Source organism: Alcanivorax sp. MD8A, assembly GCF_002888555.1.
In the GTDB taxonomy this organism is placed as follows: domain Bacteria; phylum Pseudomonadota; class Gammaproteobacteria; order Pseudomonadales; family Alcanivoracaceae; genus Alcanivorax.
The window spans coordinates 131,373-149,916 of record NZ_AQOQ01000006.1 but is presented as its reverse complement, the minus strand read 5'-3'; the positions used below and the strand labels follow the sequence as shown (position 1 = coordinate 149,916).

General features: G+C 58.0%; 16 protein-coding genes. 12 read left to right on the top strand and 4 right to left on the bottom strand.

Annotated features, from left to right (window positions below; translation table 11 throughout):
• The 3 genes from A15D_RS17335 to A15D_RS05145 form a co-directional block, all read left to right on the top strand.
• Positions 1-206, top strand: a 206-nt coding sequence (locus A15D_RS17335; protein WP_233192086.1) for a hypothetical protein, incomplete at its 5' end; no start/stop codon positions are given.
• Positions 207-555: 349 nt separating this feature from the next.
• Entirely contained in the window at positions 556-2,661 is a 2,106-nt protein-coding gene (locus tag A15D_RS05150; RefSeq protein WP_233192084.1) for a transporter substrate-binding domain-containing protein, read from the top strand.
• A 76-nt stretch (positions 2,662-2,737) separates the two neighbouring features.
• Positions 2,738-3,025 (top strand): hypothetical protein, encoded by a 288-nt coding sequence (locus A15D_RS05145; RefSeq protein WP_102791038.1) that lies wholly within the window; start codon positions 2,738-2,740, stop codon positions 3,023-3,025.
• Positions 3,026-3,110: 85 nt separating this feature from the next.
• On the opposite strand, the gene A15D_RS05140 is transcribed toward A15D_RS05145, so the two are convergent.
• Complete coding sequence (locus tag A15D_RS05140; RefSeq protein ID WP_102791037.1) at positions 3,111-4,049, bottom strand: alpha/beta hydrolase; 939 nt, start codon at positions 4,047-4,049, stop codon at positions 3,111-3,113.
• A gap of 101 nt (positions 4,050-4,150) precedes the next feature.
• Here A15D_RS05140 and A15D_RS05135 point away from each other — a divergent pair, with 101 nt between their 5' ends.
• The 9 genes from A15D_RS05135 to A15D_RS05095 all read left to right on the top strand — a co-directional run bounded on the left by A15D_RS05135 (position 4,151) and on the right by A15D_RS05095 (position 15,729).
• Positions 4,151-4,762, top strand: a complete 612-nt coding sequence (locus tag A15D_RS05135) for a hypothetical protein (RefSeq protein WP_102791036.1) — start codon at positions 4,151-4,153, stop codon at positions 4,760-4,762.
• Between the two features lie 73 nt (positions 4,763-4,835).
• Positions 4,836-6,632: a M61 family metallopeptidase gene (locus A15D_RS05130; protein ID WP_102791035.1), complete on the top strand. Its 1,797-nt coding sequence runs from the start codon at positions 4,836-4,838 to the stop codon at positions 6,630-6,632.
• Positions 6,633-6,749: 117 nt separating this feature from the next.
• Entirely contained in the window at positions 6,750-10,634 is a 3,885-nt protein-coding gene (gene hrpA, locus A15D_RS05125) for an ATP-dependent RNA helicase HrpA (RefSeq protein WP_102791034.1), read from the top strand.
• 126 nt (positions 10,635-10,760) lie between these two features.
• On the top strand, positions 10,761-11,891 hold the full coding sequence (locus A15D_RS05120; RefSeq protein WP_102791033.1) for a beta-ketoacyl-ACP synthase III: 1,131 nt from the start codon (positions 10,761-10,763) through the stop codon (positions 11,889-11,891).
• Positions 11,892-12,140: 249 nt separating this feature from the next.
• Entirely contained in the window at positions 12,141-12,434 is a 294-nt protein-coding gene (locus tag A15D_RS05115; RefSeq protein ID WP_102791032.1) for a hypothetical protein, read from the top strand.
• Positions 12,435-12,443: 9 nt separating this feature from the next.
• On the top strand, positions 12,444-13,292 hold the full coding sequence (locus tag A15D_RS05110) for a DUF692 domain-containing protein (protein ID WP_102791031.1): 849 nt from the start codon (positions 12,444-12,446) through the stop codon (positions 13,290-13,292).
• Positions 13,289-14,056 carry a DUF2063 domain-containing protein gene (locus tag A15D_RS05105; protein ID WP_102791030.1) on the top strand — a complete coding sequence of 256 codons (768 nt, stop codon included), beginning with the start codon at positions 13,289-13,291 and terminating at the stop codon, positions 14,054-14,056. The genes A15D_RS05110 and A15D_RS05105 overlap by 4 nt, the downstream gene beginning before the upstream one ends.
• 119 nt (positions 14,057-14,175) lie before the next feature.
• Positions 14,176-14,829 carry a DoxX family protein gene (locus tag A15D_RS05100; protein ID WP_102791029.1) on the top strand — a complete coding sequence of 218 codons (654 nt, stop codon included), beginning with the start codon at positions 14,176-14,178 and terminating at the stop codon, positions 14,827-14,829.
• Between the two features lie 90 nt (positions 14,830-14,919).
• Positions 14,920-15,729 carry a VacJ family lipoprotein gene (locus A15D_RS05095; protein WP_102791028.1) on the top strand — a complete coding sequence of 270 codons (810 nt, stop codon included), beginning with the start codon at positions 14,920-14,922 and terminating at the stop codon, positions 15,727-15,729.
• A gap of 137 nt (positions 15,730-15,866) precedes the next feature.
• On the opposite strand, the gene A15D_RS05090 is transcribed toward A15D_RS05095, so the two are convergent.
• The 3 genes from A15D_RS05090 to dusA form a co-directional block, all read right to left on the bottom strand.
• Positions 15,867-16,304, bottom strand: coding sequence for a TerB family tellurite resistance protein (locus A15D_RS05090; RefSeq protein WP_102791027.1), 438 nt, complete (start codon positions 16,302-16,304; stop codon positions 15,867-15,869).
• Positions 16,305-16,313: 9 nt separating this feature from the next.
• Positions 16,314-17,249 carry a transaldolase gene (locus tag A15D_RS05085; protein ID WP_022986658.1) on the bottom strand — a complete coding sequence of 312 codons (936 nt, stop codon included), beginning with the start codon at positions 17,247-17,249 and terminating at the stop codon, positions 16,314-16,316.
• Positions 17,250-17,482: 233 nt separating this feature from the next.
• Positions 17,483-18,466, bottom strand: coding sequence for a tRNA dihydrouridine(20/20a) synthase DusA (gene dusA / locus A15D_RS05080; RefSeq protein WP_102791026.1), 984 nt, complete (start codon positions 18,464-18,466; stop codon positions 17,483-17,485).
• Positions 18,467-18,544: the final 78 nt, after the last annotated feature.

Below are 18,544 nucleotides of genomic sequence, written 5' to 3'. Positions count from 1 at the left end.
AACATACAAGCGTCGCTGGCGGCGCGATAGCCAGCGTTGTTAAAGGCAGATTAACCACAGAGGACATAGCGTTCACTGAGTCAAAACAATGGCTTGCCTCAGTGATCTCCGTGATCTCTGTGGCGGAAACGTTTTTGATCCTGGTCTGGAATCGCGCCGCCACCGAGCGTAGCGAAGGAACGCCCGCAGGGCGGCCCGAAGGGTGAGCGGAGCGAATAACCGACGCTCCTACGGATAGATGGGAGGATCAAATCAGGCTTTTCCCGCAAACCCGTGATGAACCTTTTTTATGGTTTATTTACCTGGCCTATTATTCGCGGTGGAATCACCGCTCCCACAGTTTGGCTGGCCTGCGGTAGTGGGAACTTTTCCCCTGGGGGAGGCTAGCTTTCAAGCGATTCTGTCACTCTAAAGCGGTTGACCAGTGGGAGCGGTGGTTCGACCGCGATACCCCACGCTTTTGTCGTGCTCCCCGTGGGCTTTGTCGTTTCCCTTTTGCGCTTGCAGTCACAGACGGTACCCTAAGGGCAAAGAACACGTCATAACGGGGGAGTCATGCGTACGGTTCTGCAATGTTGCCTGTGGCTGTGTGCCATGCTGTTGGTGGCCTGCGATGCAGGAGAGCCCGAGGTGGGCGAGGCGGTGGCCAGCTTTGAAAACTATCAGGAAACCGGCGACCTGGATGCCTTGCAAGAGCGGGGCTTTATCCGCCTGCTGGCCCCGCGTTTCGACGACCCGGCCGGGCTGCCCCGCGACGGGATTCCTGCCAGTGAATATCAGGTACAGGCAGAGGCCTTTGTCCGCTACCTGGGTCTGAAGCCCCGATGGGTCTACGCCGATAACTTTGGTGAGCTGGGTTCTCTGCTGAACGCCGGCGAGGCCGATATCATTGTGACCAATTACTCGGTCACCAAGGCACGTCAAAAGACGCTGTCGTTCTCGACGCCAATCAACGCCGTTCAGGAAAAACTGGTGCTACCGGCTGATCGTAGCGACCAGACCATTGCTGAGATGGAGTCACTGGTCATTTCCGTTCCGGAGGGCAGTGCCTACCAGGAAACGGCCGAAAAACTGGCCAAGCGGCATGCGCATGTTCAGGTAGAAGTCGTTGACAGCAATCTGTCGGATGAAGAGCTGGTACAGGCGGTAGAGTCGGGTGAGCTTGCCTCTACGATTATCGACAGCAACATGCTGGATATCCTGCTCACCGAGGAGGGTGACGTGGTCGCAGGGCCGGTGGTCAATCGAAAGCGCAGAATCGCCTGGGCCGTACGCCCTTCCAGCGAGCAGTTGCTGGCGGAAATCAACCAGTACATTACCAGTGAACGGGTCACCAGCTCCGTGGCAGAACCTGAAACCCGTGATTGGGAGGCGATTCGCAAGCACGGTGTATTAAGGGTTATCACCTCCAACAACCCGGCCAGTTATTTCATGTGGCGGGGGGAGTTGATGGGCTTTGATTACGACCTGATGAAAAACTTCGCCAAGCAGCACAAGTTGCGCTTGAGTGTGGTGGTGCGTGATACCCCCTCTGCCATGTTTGATGCTTTGCAGGCAGGGCAGGGCGATGTGATTGCGGCTTCCATGACAGTGACACCGGAGCGACAAGAGGCCGGGTGGGTTTTTTCCGAGCGCTATCTCGACATTAATGAGCAGCTTATTGGTCCGGCAGGGCAGGAGCCGCTGACCAGTCTGGATCAGCTGGCCGGACGGACCATTGCGGTGAATCCAGAAACGGCTTATTACGACACCCTGAAAGCGTTACGCGAAGGTGGGCTGGCGCTGACCATTGAAGAAGTGGACGGGGCCAGCACAGAGATGCTGATCAACGCGGTGGCTAACGGTGATTATGCCCTGACTATGGCAGACAGCCATCTGGCGGCCATGGAAGCCACTTACCGTGATGATATTGCGGTGTTGTACCAATTCGAGCCGGCCAAGCAGATCGCCTGGGGATTACGGCAGGAGCAGAATGCGCTGCGCAAAGCCTTGAACAGCTATATTCGAAAAAATTACCGGGGGCTCTTCTACAACGTAACGTACAACCGATACTTCAAGGAAAAGAAAACGATCCAGGTTCATCAGGAATACCGCGTGGAGGCAGGGCGTGATATCTCACCCTATGATGAGCTGGTGAAAACAGAGTCCCTGAAGTATGGCCTGGATTGGCGGCTGATTACCTCGCAGATGTATCAGGAGAGTCACTTTAATCCCAATGCCCGTTCGTTCGCTGGTGCACAGGGGCTGCTGCAAGTCATGCCGCGTACCGGTCGCCAGTTTGGTTATAGCAATTTGACCAAACCTGAGAACGGCGTTGGGGCAGGGCTTGCGTACCTGGACTGGCTTGAGCAGCGTTTCCCCGCGCGCCTGGACCTGGCAGAAAAATTGTACTTCACTCTGGCGGCGTACAATGCGGGCCACGGGCACGTCGAGGATGCGCGTCGGCTCGCCCAGCGTATCGGTAAAGACCCTGACAAGTGGTTTGGCCATACCGAAGACGCGATGTTGTTGCTCTCCAAACCGCAATATGCCCGGCAAGCACGCTATGGGTATGTAAGAGGCGCGGAGCCAGTGAAATATGTCCGCCAGATCAAGAACCGCTACCTGGGTTACGTGGCGGTGCTGGATCCCACTCAGGGGGAGCCAGCAGTTTCACAGTGATTTTACATTGCGGCCATGGAAATGCCGCGGATGCCCCCCATGCTTAGGGGTACCCATTCATTGAAAGGAGTTTGTGATGGATCGCAATACTTTCATCGAAAAAGTGAAAGGCAAGCTGGACGAACTGGATAACGAGTTCGATAAACTGCAGGTGAAGGCTGACAAGGCCAGCGAAGATGTGCGCCACCAGTGGGAAAGCCGCAAGCTGGAGCTGAAAGAGAAGCGCCAAGAGCTGCAATCCCGTTTGGATGAAGTGCGCAACGACAGCAATGCTCGCTGGGAAGATGTGAAAGACAGCGTGGAAAAGACCTGGGACAGCACGGTCGCGGGTCTGAAGGACATCAAGAACAGCTTGTTCGGTTAAGCGTTCCGATGTCATGAAAAACGGGCCATCTGGCCCGTTTTTTTATTATCGTGCTAGCCGAATTCCGGCTTTCCGCAGGAAAGGTTCAGCTTCCCAGCCCTTCCAGACGCTCCAGCCATTCTCCGACCGCCTGATGAACGTCATCGCGGCACTGGTCATTGAGAATCTCATGCCGGCCTTCGGGCCAGAAGTGCGCTTTTACCGGTTGCTCCATGGCGTGCAACACATTTTCCAACGCCATCATCCCCTTGCCCATATTACTCATGGGGTCGGCTTCCCCGCCGAGCAGCAGCACCGGCAGGGCTTCAGGGAGCTCAGAGAGTGACGCGACACTGTGCACCTGACGCAGGCCCTGCACCAGCTGTAGCCAGGTTTCGGTACTGCAGTCAAAACCGCAAAGCGGGTCTTCAATGTAGGCGTTGACCTCGGTGGGCTCTGTACTGAGCCAGTCAAAATCGGTTGTCGGCTCGGGTACCTGACCGGCCCAGGCGCCAAATGTCATTTTGCGAATCAACGGGCTGCTGCCTCGGCCACCGTTGCGCAGACGCGCCAGCTGGATGGGAAGCTGCATCAGGTTGTAATACATGGCAGGGTGGTAGTCGCTGCCGCACAGGACCAGCCCGGCGAGGGATTCAGCCGTGTCGGTCTCTGCCACGGCCAACGCGATGAATGAGCCCATACTATGACCGCCGAGCACACAAGGCAGGCCTGGGTGGCGTTCGCGGGCAAGGTCAACGACATCCGCGGCATCGTTGACCACCTTTTTCCACCCGTGACGATCGCTGAAGTGGCCTTTGGGGCAACTCTCGCCGATGCTCTCACCGTGACCACGGTGATCCGGGCAATACAGGTGCCAGCCCCGATTGTTCAGGTAGCGCGCAAATGCACCGTAACGTCCGCCGTGCTCTGCCATGCCGTGAAGCCAGACTACCACCCCCTTGGGCGCGGCCACGTTGGAGGGCCAATAGTGAATGGCTACAGTGTGGCTGTCGTTGGTGGTGTGAAGCAGGCGTTCTTGGGTCATAATATGCTCTCCGGATGCGTCGCCAGCCTGTGCGAACGCCATGGCAAGGTCAAGCTGATCAAATGAGGATGGATATGATAGCAAGAATAACAGCCCTCCTTGTGACACTGGTAAGCGCGGTTTTACTCAGCGCCTGTGTCACTTCCCACAACACGGATGTCACCAGCTCGTCACGGGTCAAGGGCCATGCGCCCGGTGATCACGTTAACAAGGTGCTGGTGATTGCGCTGGTGGATCAGCCGAATATCCGTACGGCAGTGGAGGAACGTCTGGTTGCGGCCCTTCAGGAGCGCAAGGTTGAGGCGACTGCCTCTCTGCCGGTGCTGGGTGCGGACTATGGCAAGGGCAAGGACCGTAAGGAAATGGCCGCAGACATTGCTGCCCGGGGGTATGAATCTGCCTTGGTGGTGACCCTGATCGATGTGAAAGAAGAAATGCACTACACCCAGGGTGGGATGAACTATGCCCCGGATATCGCAGTGCAGGGTGCCATGGGCCAGACTTTCTACGTGCGTCAGAGCGCCGTATACGAGCCCGGTTATTTCAGTAATGACAAGAAGTACTTCCTGGAGTCGAACCTGTACCAGCTCGACCCGGAGAAGTTATTATGGTCGGCCAAGACCACCACGGTGAACCCGGCGGATCTGGAAGCTGGCACGACCGGTGTGGCCAAGGCGGTCGTCGACCGCATGGCCAAGGATGACATGATCTGATCCAGAATCATGCATCACCAACCGGGGGCTATGCCCCCGGTTTTTGTTTGTGAAACCCTCTGCAGGAGTCCCCATGATTGAGTACCGGATTCGCCCGCTACGCCCGCAAGCGCATTTGTTCGAAGTCACGCTGACGGTGGCGAACCCGATGCCTGAGGGGCAGGCATTCAGCATGCCTGCCTGGATTCCTGGCAGTTACATGATCCGTGATTTTGCCCGTCACCTGGTCCATGTTGAAGCCAGCAGCCAGGGCGAAACCCTGCCGGTAGCCAAGGTCGACAAACAGACCTGGCAGTTGCCTCCCTGCGAGGGACCCGTACAGATTCACTATCATGTGTACGCTTGGGACCTGTCTGTCCGGGGCGCGCATCTCGATACGACCCACGGTTATTTCAATGGTACCTGCGTGTTCTTGGCGCCCATGGGCCACGAGGATGAGCCTTGCGAAGTGGAGATCGAGGCCCCGGAGGGCCATGCCTATGCCGGATGGCAGGTAGCGACCGGGCTACAGCGATTGTCGGGGTCCGAACTGGACTTTGGCCGTTTTCGTGCCGATAACTATGACGCCCTGATCGATCATCCGGTGGAAATGGGGCCGTTCGATTACGCCAGCTTCGACGCGTGCGGCGTGCAGCACTGGGTGGTGCTTGCCGGGCGTCATCATGCTGATATGGCGCGGCTGTGTCGCGACCTCAAGCCGATTTGCGAACACCATATCCGCATGTTCGGCGAGCCGGCGCCCATGGACCGGTACGTGTTCATGACGCTGGTTACGGGCAATGGTTATGGTGGCCTGGAGCATCGCAATTCCACCAGCTTGATGTGTGCCCGGGACGATCTGCCCAAACGCACGGATGATCCGGCCAAGGTACGCGAGGGCTATCGCAACTACCTGGGTTTGTGCAGCCACGAGTACTTTCATACCTGGAACGTGAAGCGCATCAAGCCGGCTGCGTTTACCCCGTTCGATCTCTCACAGGAAGTGCACACCGAACTACTGTGGGCGTTTGAAGGAATCACCAGCTATTACGATGACCTGTCACTCACGCGCACAGGACGGATTTCGCCGCAGAGCTATCTTGAACTGCTGGGGCAGACCATGACCCGTGTCTACCGCGGACAAGGCCGTCACCGGCAGACAGTGACAGAGTCCAGCTTTGACGCCTGGACCCGCTTCTACAAGCAGGACGAGAATGCGCCCAACGCCATCGTCAGTTATTACACCAAAGGTTCCCTGGTGGCACTGGCGCTGGACCTGACCCTGCGAAACCTCACCGGTGAGAAAAAGTCTCTGGATGATCTGATGCGCCTGCTGTGGGAGCGCTATGGAAAAACCGGTGAGGGTGTGCCTGAACAGGGCATTCAGCCGCTGGCAGAAGATATTGCGGGTTGCGATATGTCAGGCTTTTTTGAGCAGGCCTTGTATAGCACCGAAGATTTGCCCCTGTCTGAAATGCTGGCCGAGCGTGGGGTGGAATTGCACTGGCGCAGTGCTGCCGGGCATGGCGATAACGGCGGCAAGCTGGGCAAGGACGGGATCCCCAATCTGGGGGTGCGTTTGTCGGCAGACCCGCTCGGCGCGCGGATCGCGGTGGCATTCGAGCAGGGTGCTGCCATGGCAGCAGGTTTGTCTGCCGGGGACATCATCATTGCGGTAGATGGTCTGCAGGCCACCGCCGCTAACATCGATAATTTGCTGGCCAATTTCCTGCCCGGCGAAACAGTGGAATTGCATGCATTCCGCCGTGATGAATTGATGACTTTCCAGGTCAAGGTGAGCCCCAGCGAACCGAGCACCGCCTACCTGACCATTGCCAAGGGCGGGCTGACCGAGAAAGGGAAGGCGTGGCTGCATGTTAGTGAAAAGTGAACAGTTAACAGGGAATAGTGCAAATCAGAATCCAAACCTGACGTCGCGGGTGCAGCCGTGCTGTCATCACTGTGCGTGTTCGCGCGCTGTTAACTGTTAACTATTCACTGTTCGCTCATGCCTCTGAACTCGTTGTACACCCAGCTTAAAACCGTCCGCCAGGCCGATCGCTTTCGTTTGAAAAAGCGCATCGATGGTCTGGCGCGTTTGCCGGTGGAAAAGCGCAGTGCCAAGGCGGTGGATAATGTCGCGCTGGCGATGGCGGCGTCTGTTGCCAACCGTGAACAGCGGTTGGCCGCCGTGCCTGTTCTCGAATGGCCAGACCTGCCGGTGGTGGCGAGCCGGGAAGAGATCAAGGCGGCGATTCGTGATAATCAGGTGGTGGTGATTGCCGGGGAAACCGGTTCCGGGAAAACCACCCAGCTGCCCAAGATTTGTCTGGAATTGGGCAGGGGGGTAGAGGGCACCATCGGGCATACCCAGCCACGACGTCTTGCCGCCCGTGCGGTGGCCAGCCGGGTCGCTGAAGAGTTGAAATCCCCTCTGGGCTCCACGGTGGGGTTCAAGGTCCGTTTTGCCGAGCAAGTCAGTGACACCAGCCTGATCAAGGTGCTCACCGACGGTATGCTGCTCAACGAGATTCAGCAGGACCGTTTCCTCAACCAGTACGACACGTTGATCATTGATGAGGCTCACGAACGCAGCCTCAATATCGATTTCCTTCTCGGTTACTTAAAACAATTGCTGCCCCGTCGTCCGGACCTGAAGGTGATCATCACCTCCGCCACCATCGACCATGCCCGCTTTGCCGAGCATTTCGCGGGGGCACCGGTTCTGGAAGTGTCTGGACGGACGTATCCGGTAGAGATGCGTTACCGGCCCCCCGGCGACGGGCAGGAACTGTCCCGGCAGGTGGAAGAGGTTTTGCAGGAGATCCAGCGTGAAGAGCGGCAACAGGGGCTACCCCTGGCCCGTGATGTGCTGGTGTTCCTCGCCGGTGAGCGTGATATTCGCGATGTGCACCATCATCTGAAACATTGCGAGTTCAGGGATACCGAAATACTGCCGTTGTATGCCCGCCTGAGCCAGGCAGAGCAACACCGTATTTTCAGCGCTCATCGGGGGCGCCGGGTGGTGCTGAGTACCAATGTGGCGGAAACCTCCCTGACGGTGCCGGGCATTCGTTATGTGATTGATGCCGGCACAGCACGCATCAGCCGTTACAGCGTACATTCCAAGGTGCAGCGGTTGCCGGTGGAACCGGTAAGCCAAGCCAGCGCCAACCAGCGGGCAGGGCGCAGTGGGCGAATCATGCCGGGTATCTGCTTCCGGCTTTATAGCGAAGAAGACTTCGTTGGCCGTCCTGAATTTACCGATCCTGAAATCCAGCGGACCAATCTGGCTGCGGTGATTTTGCAGATGGCGGATCTGCGGCTGGGCAAGGTAGAAGACTTTCCTTTTATCGAGCCACCGGATGGCCGCCTTATCCGTGACGGTTACCGCATGCTGGATGAGTTGGGCGCGCTCACCCCGCAGCAGTCCCTGACCCCGCTGGGGCGGCAACTTGCCCGTTTCCCGCTGGACCCAACCCTTGGCCGGATGCTGGTCGCGGCTGCGGATCGCAAGGTGCTGCGCGAAGCGTTGATCGTGGTATCCGCACTGGGGGCACAGGACCCGCGTGAGCGCCCGCATGACAAGCAGCAGCAAGCTGACCAAGCGCATCAGCCGTTTACCGACAAGCAGTCGGATTTCCTGTTCTACGTGAAATTGTGGCACTGGGCTGAACAGCAGCGTGAGGCGCTGAGCCGCAATCAGTATGAAAAGCTGCTGAAGAAGCATTTTCTGTCGCCCACCCGCATGCGGGAATGGCGCGACACTCACCGCCAGCTGTTGTTGCTTTGCAAGGAGCAGGGCTGGGAGCTGAACAAGGCGACTGACAATGACTCTGGTGTAGACGACGGGATCTATGGGCCACTGCATCAGGCACTGTTGAGCGGGCTGGTGTCCAACGTGATGCAGCGAACGGAAGAGGGCGAGTGGCTCTCTACCCGTAACCGTAAACCTCTGGTATGGCCGGGCTCCAGCCTGTCAAAAACCAAGGCTCGCTGGCTGATGGCGGCAGAACAGGTAGAAACCAGTCGGTTATTCGGCCGCACGGTCGCGCGGGTTGAACCGGAATGGGTAGAGGCCGCTGCGGCACATCTCATTAAACGCCAGTATTTCGAACCCCATTGGTCGAAGAAACGCGGCTGTGCCATGGCCAAGGAACAGGTCAATCTGTTCGGTCTGATTCTGGCCAGTGGTCGCCGGGTGAACTACGGGCCGATCCAGCCACAGGAGTCCCGTGAGTTACTGATTCGTGAGGGGTTGGTCATGGGGCAGCTGACCCGGGAGCCGCCGTTCGTGCGTGCCAACCGAGAGTCTTACCAGGCCCTGGAAGCCATGGAGCACAAGCTACGCCGCCGTGACATCCTGGTGGACGAAGAGGCCCGTGTGGCGTTCTACGACGAGCGCTTACCCGATACGGTCAATACCGTCGCCGGGCTGATGAGCTGGTACAACAAAAAGGCCAGCGATCAACAGAAGCAAGCGCTGCTGATGGATGAGGACTTCCTGCTGTCACGCAGCCCGGATCTGGCCGACGGTCAGTTCCCCGATGTCCTGGCTCTGGGGGAGATTTCGCTGCCTCTGGAATACAGCTTCGACCCCACCGGGGACCGCGATGGGGTGTCACTGGTGGTGCCTCTGGCGGTGCTCAATCAGGTGCCGGAGGCGCGGCTCGACTGGTTGGTGCCCGGGTTGCTCAAGGAAAAGCTGGAAGCCCTGATTCGTGCCTTGCCCAAGTCTCGCCGTCGCCATTTTGTGCCCGTGCCCGATTATGTGGCAGCCCTGATGGACACCCTGACGCCGGATGAGCCCCTGTTGCCGGCGATGACGCGCGAGCTGCAACGCATGAGCGGGGTGCGCATCGAACTGGAAGAATGGCAGGTGGACGGGCTGTCTGATCATCTGCGGATGATGGTACGGGTGGTCGACAGGCTGGAGGGCAAGGCCAAGACCCTCGCCCAGGGGCGCAGTATGCCCGAGGTCAAAGCGCGGCTGGATGGGGTCCGGGCGGAGCTTCCCGAGCCAGAAACCGAGGTGCCGCCCTTGTCCGGGCAGGAGTGGCTCTTTGGCCCCTTGCCGGAAACCGACCTGCGGGAGCTTGGCGGGATGACGCTGCGGCGTTATCCCGCCCTGGCGGATGAAAAGGACACCGTAACACTGCGTTATCTGGATGACCCGGCGCTGGCCATCTGGACCCATCGCTGGGGCTGCGCCCGGTTATTGGGCTTCAAGTTGTCTGTTCAGCTTCGCGATCTGCGCAAGCAGGCGTCGCAGATGCCAGGGTTCCAGAAACTCAAGAGCGAAAAAGGCGCGATGGCACGTCATGCGCTGGACCATGCGCTGTCGCGATTGCTGGCTGAGCATTTTCGCCTTGATGCACCGGTGCGTGATGAGGCCGCGTTCAAGGCCCGGCTGGATGCCCACCGAGGGGATTTCGTGCCCTGGGCCAGTGAACAGTTGGCCGGCATCGGTCAGGTGTTCGATCAGTACCGCCAACTGATGGGCAAGCTTGAGAAAAACTTTCCGCTGGCCTGGGCCCATGCTCACCGGGACCTCAAGGATCAGTTTGCGGAACTGTTTGGCGACGCATTCCTGTTGGAGGTGCCCTGGGAGAGTCTGCAGGAGTACCCTCGCTATCTGGCAGGCATCGCGCATCGGCTGGACAAGCTGGGTGGGCAGATTGGCAAGGATCGCACTGTGACGGCGGAGCTGGAGGCATACCGCAAACAGTACCGGACCCGTGCTGCCGGGGCGCCATTATGGCAGCAGGCCCCCCCGCTTCAGCACTTTTTCTGGATGCTGCAGGAGTACCGGGTCAGCGTGTTTGCCCAACAGCTTGGTACGCAGGTTCCGGTTTCTGCGAAGCGACTCAACAAACAATGGGAAGAATGTTGACTTTATCCGTGGGGTAAATGGCGGAACCGGCCTTTGCGCCCACGGCCCTGAATCCGGATAATCGACCCATTCCCAATTTTCCGGGGGGAGGCGGCGGCCTTCCTCTTCGAGTGCGAGGACTCGCTTGTGAGCTATTCTGTTGTGATTTCCGGGACCGGCCTGTGGACACCGGAGCAGACCATCACCAATGATGAATTGGTGGCGTCCTTCAATCAGTATGTCGAGCGTTTCAATGCGGACAACGCTGATGCCATTGCGGCTGGCGAGGTGACGGCACTGGATCCGTCCAACTCTGCCTTTATCGAGAAAGCCTCCGGTATCAAGCAGCGTTATGTCATCAACAAAAGTGGCGTGCTGGATCCGGAACGCCTGGCACCCAGTATCCCTGAACGTGCTGACGATGAGCTTTCACTGCAGGCCGAAATTGCGGTAAACGCGGCCAAACAGGCGCTGGATAATGCCAACCTTACCGCCAACGACCTGGACGCGGTGCTGGTGGCCTGTTCCAACATGCAGCGCCCGTATCCGGCCATGGCCGTGGAAGTTCAGGATGCGCTCGGCATGGAGCACGGCTGGGGCTATGACATGAATGTGGCCTGCTCCAGTGCTACCTTCGGCATTCAGGCCGGTGTTGATGCCATTCGTAATGGTAGTGCTCGCCGTGTGCTGATGGTAAACCCGGAAATCTGCTCTGCACATCTGGCCTGGGAAGACCGTGATTGCCATTTTATCTTTGGTGATGTGGCCACGGCCGTGATTCTGGAGCGTAAGGAAGACGCGACCTCCGACAACCAATGGGAAGTGCTCGGTACCCGCCTTCAGACCAAGTTCTCCAGCAACATTCGCAACAATTTCGGTTTTCTCAACCGTGCGGACGAGAGTGGAGTCGGGGCCCGGGACAAGCTGTTCCGTCAGGAAGGCCGCAAGGTCTTCAAGGAAGTCTGCCCCATGGTGGCTGAACAGATTACCTCACACCTGGCGGACACAGATATTGCGGTAGATAGCGTCAATCGCATGTGGCTGCACCAGGCGAATCTGAGCATGAATGAACTGATCTCCAAACGCGTGCTGGGGCGTCCCGCCACCCGTGAAGAGGCCCCGGTCATTCTTGATGATTACGCCAACACCAGTTCCGCTGGCTCCATTATTGCCTTCCACAAATACAATGGAGACCTGCCTGCGGGTAGCCACGGTGTTATCTGTTCCTTTGGTGCCGGTTACTCCATTGGCAGTGTGATTGTGAACCGGGTCAAATAATGCCCATGCTGTCTGACGTCGGACGCTTGACCTCCTGCTGCCTGCAGGTACCGTCACGTCCGACTTCTGACGCCTGACCAAGGTTTTTTCTTCTCCTTTCGTAACGTTTACCTCACACCCGCATCTCTATATTGTCTGATACAGGCGCTACGCGAATAACGTGGTTGCCTGAACCGTTTTGCCTATGCCATGAGACGGTGTATGCAGTGACGGTTTTGGACACCCAATAATGACGTATGGAGACTCAACATGGCTAAGCTGACCAAACTGAACCCCCTCGCCGCCACCGTAGGCGCTGCTGTCGTCGCTACCGCCATGGCGGTACCGGTAACCGCCAATGCGGCTGAAAATCCCTTTGCTGCCTCTGACCTGCAAGCGGGTTACCAGCTGGCTGGCCACGCTGAAGGTAAGTGTGGCGAAGGCAAATGCGGCGACAAGAAAGGCGAAGGCAGCTGCGGTGAGAAAGGCGGCGAAGGCAAGTGCGGTGAAGACAAAGGCGGAGAAGGGAAATGTGGTGAAGGCAAGTGCGGCGGTGATGCGTAAGGCTGCATGATGATAAACCACAAGACACCAGTGTCCGGCGTGGGCCTGGGTCTTCGGCGGGCCCTGATGGGCCCGCTTTCCCAAGCCAAATCGCCACCGTTTGATTTCATGGAAGTGGCGCCGGAAAACTGGATTCCCATGGGCGGTCGCCTGGGCAAGGAATTCCGCAAGTTTACCGAGCGATTTCCGTTTGTGACCCATGGTCTGAGTCTGTCTCTTGGCGGGCCTGAACCGCTGGATTTTGACCTGCTGTCCTCCATCAAGACCTTTCTTCGCGAACACGACATTCGCCGCTATACCGAGCATCTGAGTTATTGCAGCGACCATGGCCACCTTTACGATCTGATGCCAATCCCCTTTACGGAAGAGGCCGTGCACTATGTGGCCGGCCGCGTGCGGCAGGTTCAGGACTTTCTTGAGCAGCCCATCGGGATCGAACATGTCAGTTACTATGCGGCACCGGGTTCACAGATGTCAGAGCTGGAGTTCGTGAACGCGGTGCTGGAAGAAGCGGACTGCGAGCTGCTGCTGGATGTGAACAACGCCTACGTGAATAGCATTAACCATGGTTATGACCCGAAGGAATTCATTAGCGGTTTGCCCGGCGAGCGAATCTGTTACGTGCATATCGCAGGGCACTTCGATGAAGCGGAAGACCTGAAAGTGGATACCCATGGTGCGGCGGTTATCGATCCGGTGTGGGAGCTACTGCAGCATGCCTACCGTGAGTTTGGCGTCCTGCCGACCCTGCTGGAGAGGGACTTCAATTTTCCAGGTGAAGACGAGCTGTTTGGCGAGTTGAAAGAGATTGCCCGTTATCAGCAAGCGCACGCCTCCCGGGAGCGCAAACTGGGATGAGTGAGGCAGACTTTCAGCGCTTGCAGCGTGCGTTTGCCGGCCACCTGCGAAACCCTGACACGCGGCCTGCACCGCAAGGAATCGAAGAGCGCCGGTTGGAGATCTACCGGAATCTGTTTTTCAACAATGTAAACGGCTTTATCGAGCAGGGCTTTCCGGTGTTATTTTCATTACTGGACGCCGAGAGATGGCAGCGACTGGTGCGGGGCTTCTTTGAGTTTCATGCCTGTCAGACACCGTATTTTGTTGAAATACCCCAGGAGTTTGTCGGTTATCTGGCCACAGGGGAGGGCGCTGAAGAAGGGGATCCCCCTTTCCTTCTGGAGCTTGCCCATTACGAGTGGATGGAACTGGTATTGGATGCGTCGACAGAGACGTTTCCCGAGGCAGGGTTTCATCCCGAAGGCGACTTGCTGCGGGCGATTCCGCAACTGAGCCCGCTCCATGCGGTGCTGTCCTATCATTTTCCTGTGCATGAGATCTGTGTGGATTTTCAGCCTGATGCCCCGTTACCACAACCCGTCTGGTTGCTGGTTTACCGCAATCGCGATGATCAGGTGCGCTTCATGGAGATCAATGCACCAACGGCAAGATTGTTGCAGCTCATTGATGAGAATCCTGCTCTCACGGGGGCTGAGGTGGTGGGACTGCTGGCGGGGGAAATGCAGTTTGACGAAGACAAGCTGGCAGAATTTTCTCGCGGTATTCTGCAACAAATGCGTGAGCGCGACATCCTTATAGGGACAACACTTAAACGCTGTTAGTTGAGTCCGGCAGCCTTTTCTCAGGACCCTGTTGAAGGGCGATTTGCCGACTTTCTGTGAGTCGAATACCTGTACGAATATGGCTCCAGCAACGGCATTTGCTCTGACGGAGAGTCCCTATGCTTGCCTTGATGAACAAGATCCATCAGACCCTGAATACTACGCGTGTAGCTGACTTTCTTGCTCCGTTGGCACTGCGTTTATTCCTGGCACCGGTAATGATCAGTGCCGGGTATAACAAGGCGATGAGTTTCGAGAGCACTGTGGCCTGGTTTGGTAACCCGGATTGGGGATTGGGATTGCCCTTTCCTGCGTTGCTGGCGTTCCTGGCCACGGCTACGGAGCTGGTGGGCGGCGTATTGCTGTTGATTGGCCTGTTTACCCGCTACGTTTCCATCCCGCTCATGTTCACGATGATAGTGGCGATGGCCACAGTGCATTGGCCGCATGGCTGGTTTGCTATCGCACCGGCTAACCCCGCCACCAGCACGGCCTTGCCGCTGGCGAAGCTAGGCATTCCCGCCGCACATGCCAGTCTTGAGAACAGCGAAGAGGTGGGGAAACGATTAAGCCGCGCCAAGGAAATTCTCAGGGAAAATGGCAATTATGCATGGCTCACAGAGAAGGGCAGTCTGGTGATTTTGAACAATGGCATAGAGTTCGCCATGACCTATTTCATTATGCTGCTGGTACTGTTCTTCCAGGGCGCAGGCCGATTTCTGAGTGTGGATTACTTGATAGAGCGCCGGTTGGCTCCCGGAGCGAATGTGTAAAACCTGTCAGAGTTGCGTAACCCCGGGCGGGTTTCCCTGTTCCCGGGGTAGACAGGGCCGCTATAATGCTGCGTTTGAATCCATCGCCGGATGGCAGCGCCTCCGGTCACCGGGGTGTTTGTGCGCTACCTGCTACTGACAATACTGCTGAGCCTGCCATTGCTGGTGACAGCGGAAGAAGACGACGACTGGGGTGAGGCTACCACGGCGTTTGACGCGCCGGCGGGGCAGAACCAGTACGCGGACCCTTGGGAGAACGTGAACCGCAAGGTATTTGCGTTTAACGAGTTTCTCGATACCTACGGTTTGAAGCCCGTTGCAAAGGGGTACCAGAAAGTTACCCCGCAATGGATGGACGATACCATCACCCGCTTTTACGAGAATCTGCGCGATTTTCGCAGCGGTCTTAATAGCGTGCTGCAATGGCGCTGGAATCATGTCGGCCAGAACTGGGGCCGTTTCGCCGTCAATAGTACCCTCGGTATTGGTGGCCTGTTCGATGTGGCCAGCAAGGTAAACCTGCGCAAGCACGATACGGATCTGGGGCTGACGTTTGCTCGCTGGGGCATGCCTGAAGGCCCCTATCTGGTGTTGCCCTTCTGGGGGCCCTCCACTGGCCGGGATGCGGCGGCGATCTTCCCCGAAGACTATATGCGTCTGCGTCACTATATCGAGCATGACCTCACCCGGCACAGTTTCACCGCTGTCTATGTGGTCGATCTTCGAGCCGATTTGCTGGACCTCGAACGCAACATTGTCGGTGACCGTTACACCTTCATCCGCAACGCCTACCTGCAGCGCCGCCGCTTCGAATCCGGCGACCGACCCTCCCTGCGTTTCCCGGATATCGAACAACGGGACTTGGAGCTGGAAAGTGAGTATGAGGAAGATGGCTGGTAGGTCGAGTTAACAGTTAACAGTGTGCGGTTGGCGCCGTCAGGCTTTTAACGTATGAGGCCGCGCCCAAAAACTGGACGCGGCCTCATGGCTTACAGATCAAGACAAACATTGCTCGCGCAGCTGTTCACTCTTCACTGTTAACTGTTCACTGCCTTCATCTTCGCCCGAATATAGTCCCCATGGGACACATAAAGCAGGTCGCTGACGCGGCGGATGAGGTGTTCTTCGTGGACGTCTACGTGGCCGTCGGCGGCGGCCATGGCCCACATGTCTTCTACCAGGGCAACACGGGTTTCCGGGTCCCAGTGTTCTCGCAGGGGCAGGGTGAATTCAAACAGGTCTGTGGCCTGATCTACACGGGTTTCCAGCTCGCCAAGGATGTCGTTCATTTCCGCCGGGTCCAGTTGCCAGCGGCTTTGCACTGCCTCTACCAGGCGTGCACTTTCCTCAGCGTCGACCCTGCCGTCGGTACGGGCCACTTCCAGTAGTAGCGCTGCGGCGGCCCGGTGCAGGTCATGCTCGGTGGTTTGCGGTGTCTGGGCGTCAGTACCAAACAGTCGATTCAGCCAGTTCAAACCGTTTCCTTATGTCAGCAGTGTTTCCAGGGCTTGCTGATCTTTGGCAAAGCGGCGAATACCGTCCGCCAGAAGATCACAGGCCATGGGGTCGTCGTTCATTTGCCAGCGGAAGGCGGGCTCGTTGACCGGGGTCCAGTCGCTTTCCGGTGCAACCAGTTCCGCATCCAGTACCTGAGTAAGAGTGCCATCGCGGCTGGCAAGTTCCTCCAGCAGCGCCGGGCTGATGGTGAGCTTGTCGCAACCGGCAAGGGCTTCGATCTGGTCGGCGGTGCGGAAGCTGGCGCCCATGACGATGGTTTCCAGCCCCCGGGCCTTGAAGGTGCGGTAAATTTCTCGCACGGACTGGACGCCCGGGTCGTCGTCTGCGGTGGCGATATCCATACCGCTTTTGCGGTACCAGTCGTAGATACGGCCGACAAACGGGGAAATCAGTGTGGCGCCGGCTTCCGCGGCTGCCAGTGCCTGCGCCTGATTGAAGACCAGGGTGACGTTGCAGCGTGTGCCTTCCTCTTCAAGGATTCGCACGGCCTGTATGCCTTCCCAGGTGGCCGCGATCTTGATCAGGATACGAGAGGGGTCCACATCCAGTTCCCGGTAAATGCTCATCAACCGGCGGGCTTTTTCTACGGTGGCTCGGGTATCGAATGACAGGCGTGCATCCACTTCAGTGGAGACCAGGCCGGGCACGCGCTCCAGGATGGCCTGGCCCGCGAGGCAAGCACAGATATCTGTCAGCCAGTCCATTTCGCCTTTATGGCCGAGTTCTTCGCAGAGGGTGGCGGCCTGTTCCAGCAGGCCCCGGTATCGTTCGTCTTTGGCGGCAGCCAGTAGCAGGGACGGGTTGGTAGTGGCATCTTCGGGGGCAAGAGCGGCAATCATGTCGAGGTCGCCAGTATCTGCCACCAGAGAGGTCCATTGGGCGAGCTGTTCGCGTTTGTTCACGGTTTCCGTTCCTTGTGGTGTCATGTCGGATGCAGATTAAAGGCCAACGATGACAGGGTGCTTTCTAAACCGTAGGAGCGGCGCTTGAGCCGCGAAGTCTTAAAGTCACTATGACATGGCGATGTGTTGCGATAACGGATGTTGATTACGCCTTGTGATATCGCCAGTTGTGACCCGAAACCGTTTGTCGCGGGATAAGCGCCGCTCCTATGGAGAGATATCATGCTTACAGGCTAAGGCAGTTGCGCCAAAGCGTCCATTAGCACTTGTGGGGTTGTGCCGGGTTTGTGCATGTTCTCGCTCAGGTGACGCCGGAACTTGCGCGCACCGGGCTCACCCTGAAACAGGTTGAGGATATGGCGCAGGGCATGCTTGGGCGCATGGCCCAGGGCGTAACGGCGCTCGAGATAGGGCAGGAACTGCTCGGCGACTTCGCGACGGCTGGGGACAGGGCGCGCATCGCCAAATACCACCTGGTCGGCATCGGCCAGGAAATACGGGTTCTGGTAGGCCTCGCGCCCAATCATGACACCGTCCACTTCGCCCATGTGATCATGAACTTCCTGCAGGGTTTTCACTCCGCCGTTAAGGATGATCTCCATGTGTGCAAATGCCTGCTTGATTGCGTAGGCACGCTGGTAAATGAGTGGGGGAATCTCGCGGTTTTCCTTGGGCGAAAGTCCGGAGAGTATGGCCTTGCGGGCATGAATGGTGAGGCTGGTGCAGCCGGCCCGCTCAATCTGCTCCACAAATCGGAACAGGAAGTCGTAATCGTCCTGGTCGTCGATGCCGATGCGGGTCTTTACCGTGACCGGTACGGAAACGACAGCCTGCATGGCTTCCACGCATTCACCCACCAGCTCAGGTTCGGCCATGAGGATGGCGCCGATCTTGCCCTGTTGAACCCGATCTGACGGGCAACCCACGTTCAGATTAATCTCGTTGTAGCCATACTGCTCGCTGATGCGGGCGGCTTCAGCCAGTTGCCGCGGGTCACTGCCGCCCAGCTGCAGCGCGACCGGGTGCTCTTCATCATTGAATGACAGGAAACGGTCACGGTCACCATGCAGGATGGCCTGAGCCACCACCATTTCGGTGTAAAGCAGGGTATGCCGGGTGATCAGGCGTGCCAGATAGCGATAATCCCGGGTGGTCCAGTCCATCATGGGGGCCACGCTGAGGCGGCGGTCCAGGGGCTGTGGGGCGGCGTCTGTCATCAACGGCTATCGGTCGGCGAAACGGGGACGCATTGTCGCATGTTGGGGGCGTTTCGCGTAGACCTGCCGATGGCCTGC

Excerpts from the sequence above, each read along its gene's own strand:
- A15D_RS05150 (WP_233192084.1), top strand. The coding sequence starts at position 556 with ATGCGTACGGTTCTGCAATGTTGCCTGTGGCTGTGTGCCATGCTGTTG.
- A15D_RS05145 (WP_102791038.1), top strand. The coding sequence starts at position 2,738 with ATGGATCGCAATACTTTCATCGAAAAAGTGAAAGGCAAGCTGGACGAA.
- A15D_RS05140 (WP_102791037.1), bottom strand. The coding sequence starts at position 4,049 with ATGACCCAAGAACGCCTGCTTCACACCACCAACGACAGCCACACTGTA.
- A15D_RS05130 (WP_102791035.1), top strand. The coding sequence starts at position 4,836 with ATGATTGAGTACCGGATTCGCCCGCTACGCCCGCAAGCGCATTTGTTC.
- hrpA (WP_102791034.1), top strand. The coding sequence starts at position 6,750 with ATGCCTCTGAACTCGTTGTACACCCAGCTTAAAACCGTCCGCCAGGCC.
- A15D_RS05115 (WP_102791032.1), top strand. The coding sequence starts at position 12,141 with ATGGCTAAGCTGACCAAACTGAACCCCCTCGCCGCCACCGTAGGCGCT.
- A15D_RS05110 (WP_102791031.1), top strand. The coding sequence starts at position 12,444 with ATGATAAACCACAAGACACCAGTGTCCGGCGTGGGCCTGGGTCTTCGG.
- A15D_RS05105 (WP_102791030.1), top strand. The coding sequence starts at position 13,289 with ATGAGTGAGGCAGACTTTCAGCGCTTGCAGCGTGCGTTTGCCGGCCAC.
- A15D_RS05100 (WP_102791029.1), top strand. The coding sequence starts at position 14,176 with ATGCTTGCCTTGATGAACAAGATCCATCAGACCCTGAATACTACGCGT.
- A15D_RS05095 (WP_102791028.1), top strand. The coding sequence starts at position 14,920 with ATGGCAGCGCCTCCGGTCACCGGGGTGTTTGTGCGCTACCTGCTACTG.
- dusA (WP_102791026.1), bottom strand. The coding sequence starts at position 18,466 with ATGACAGACGCCGCCCCACAGCCCCTGGACCGCCGCCTCAGCGTGGCC.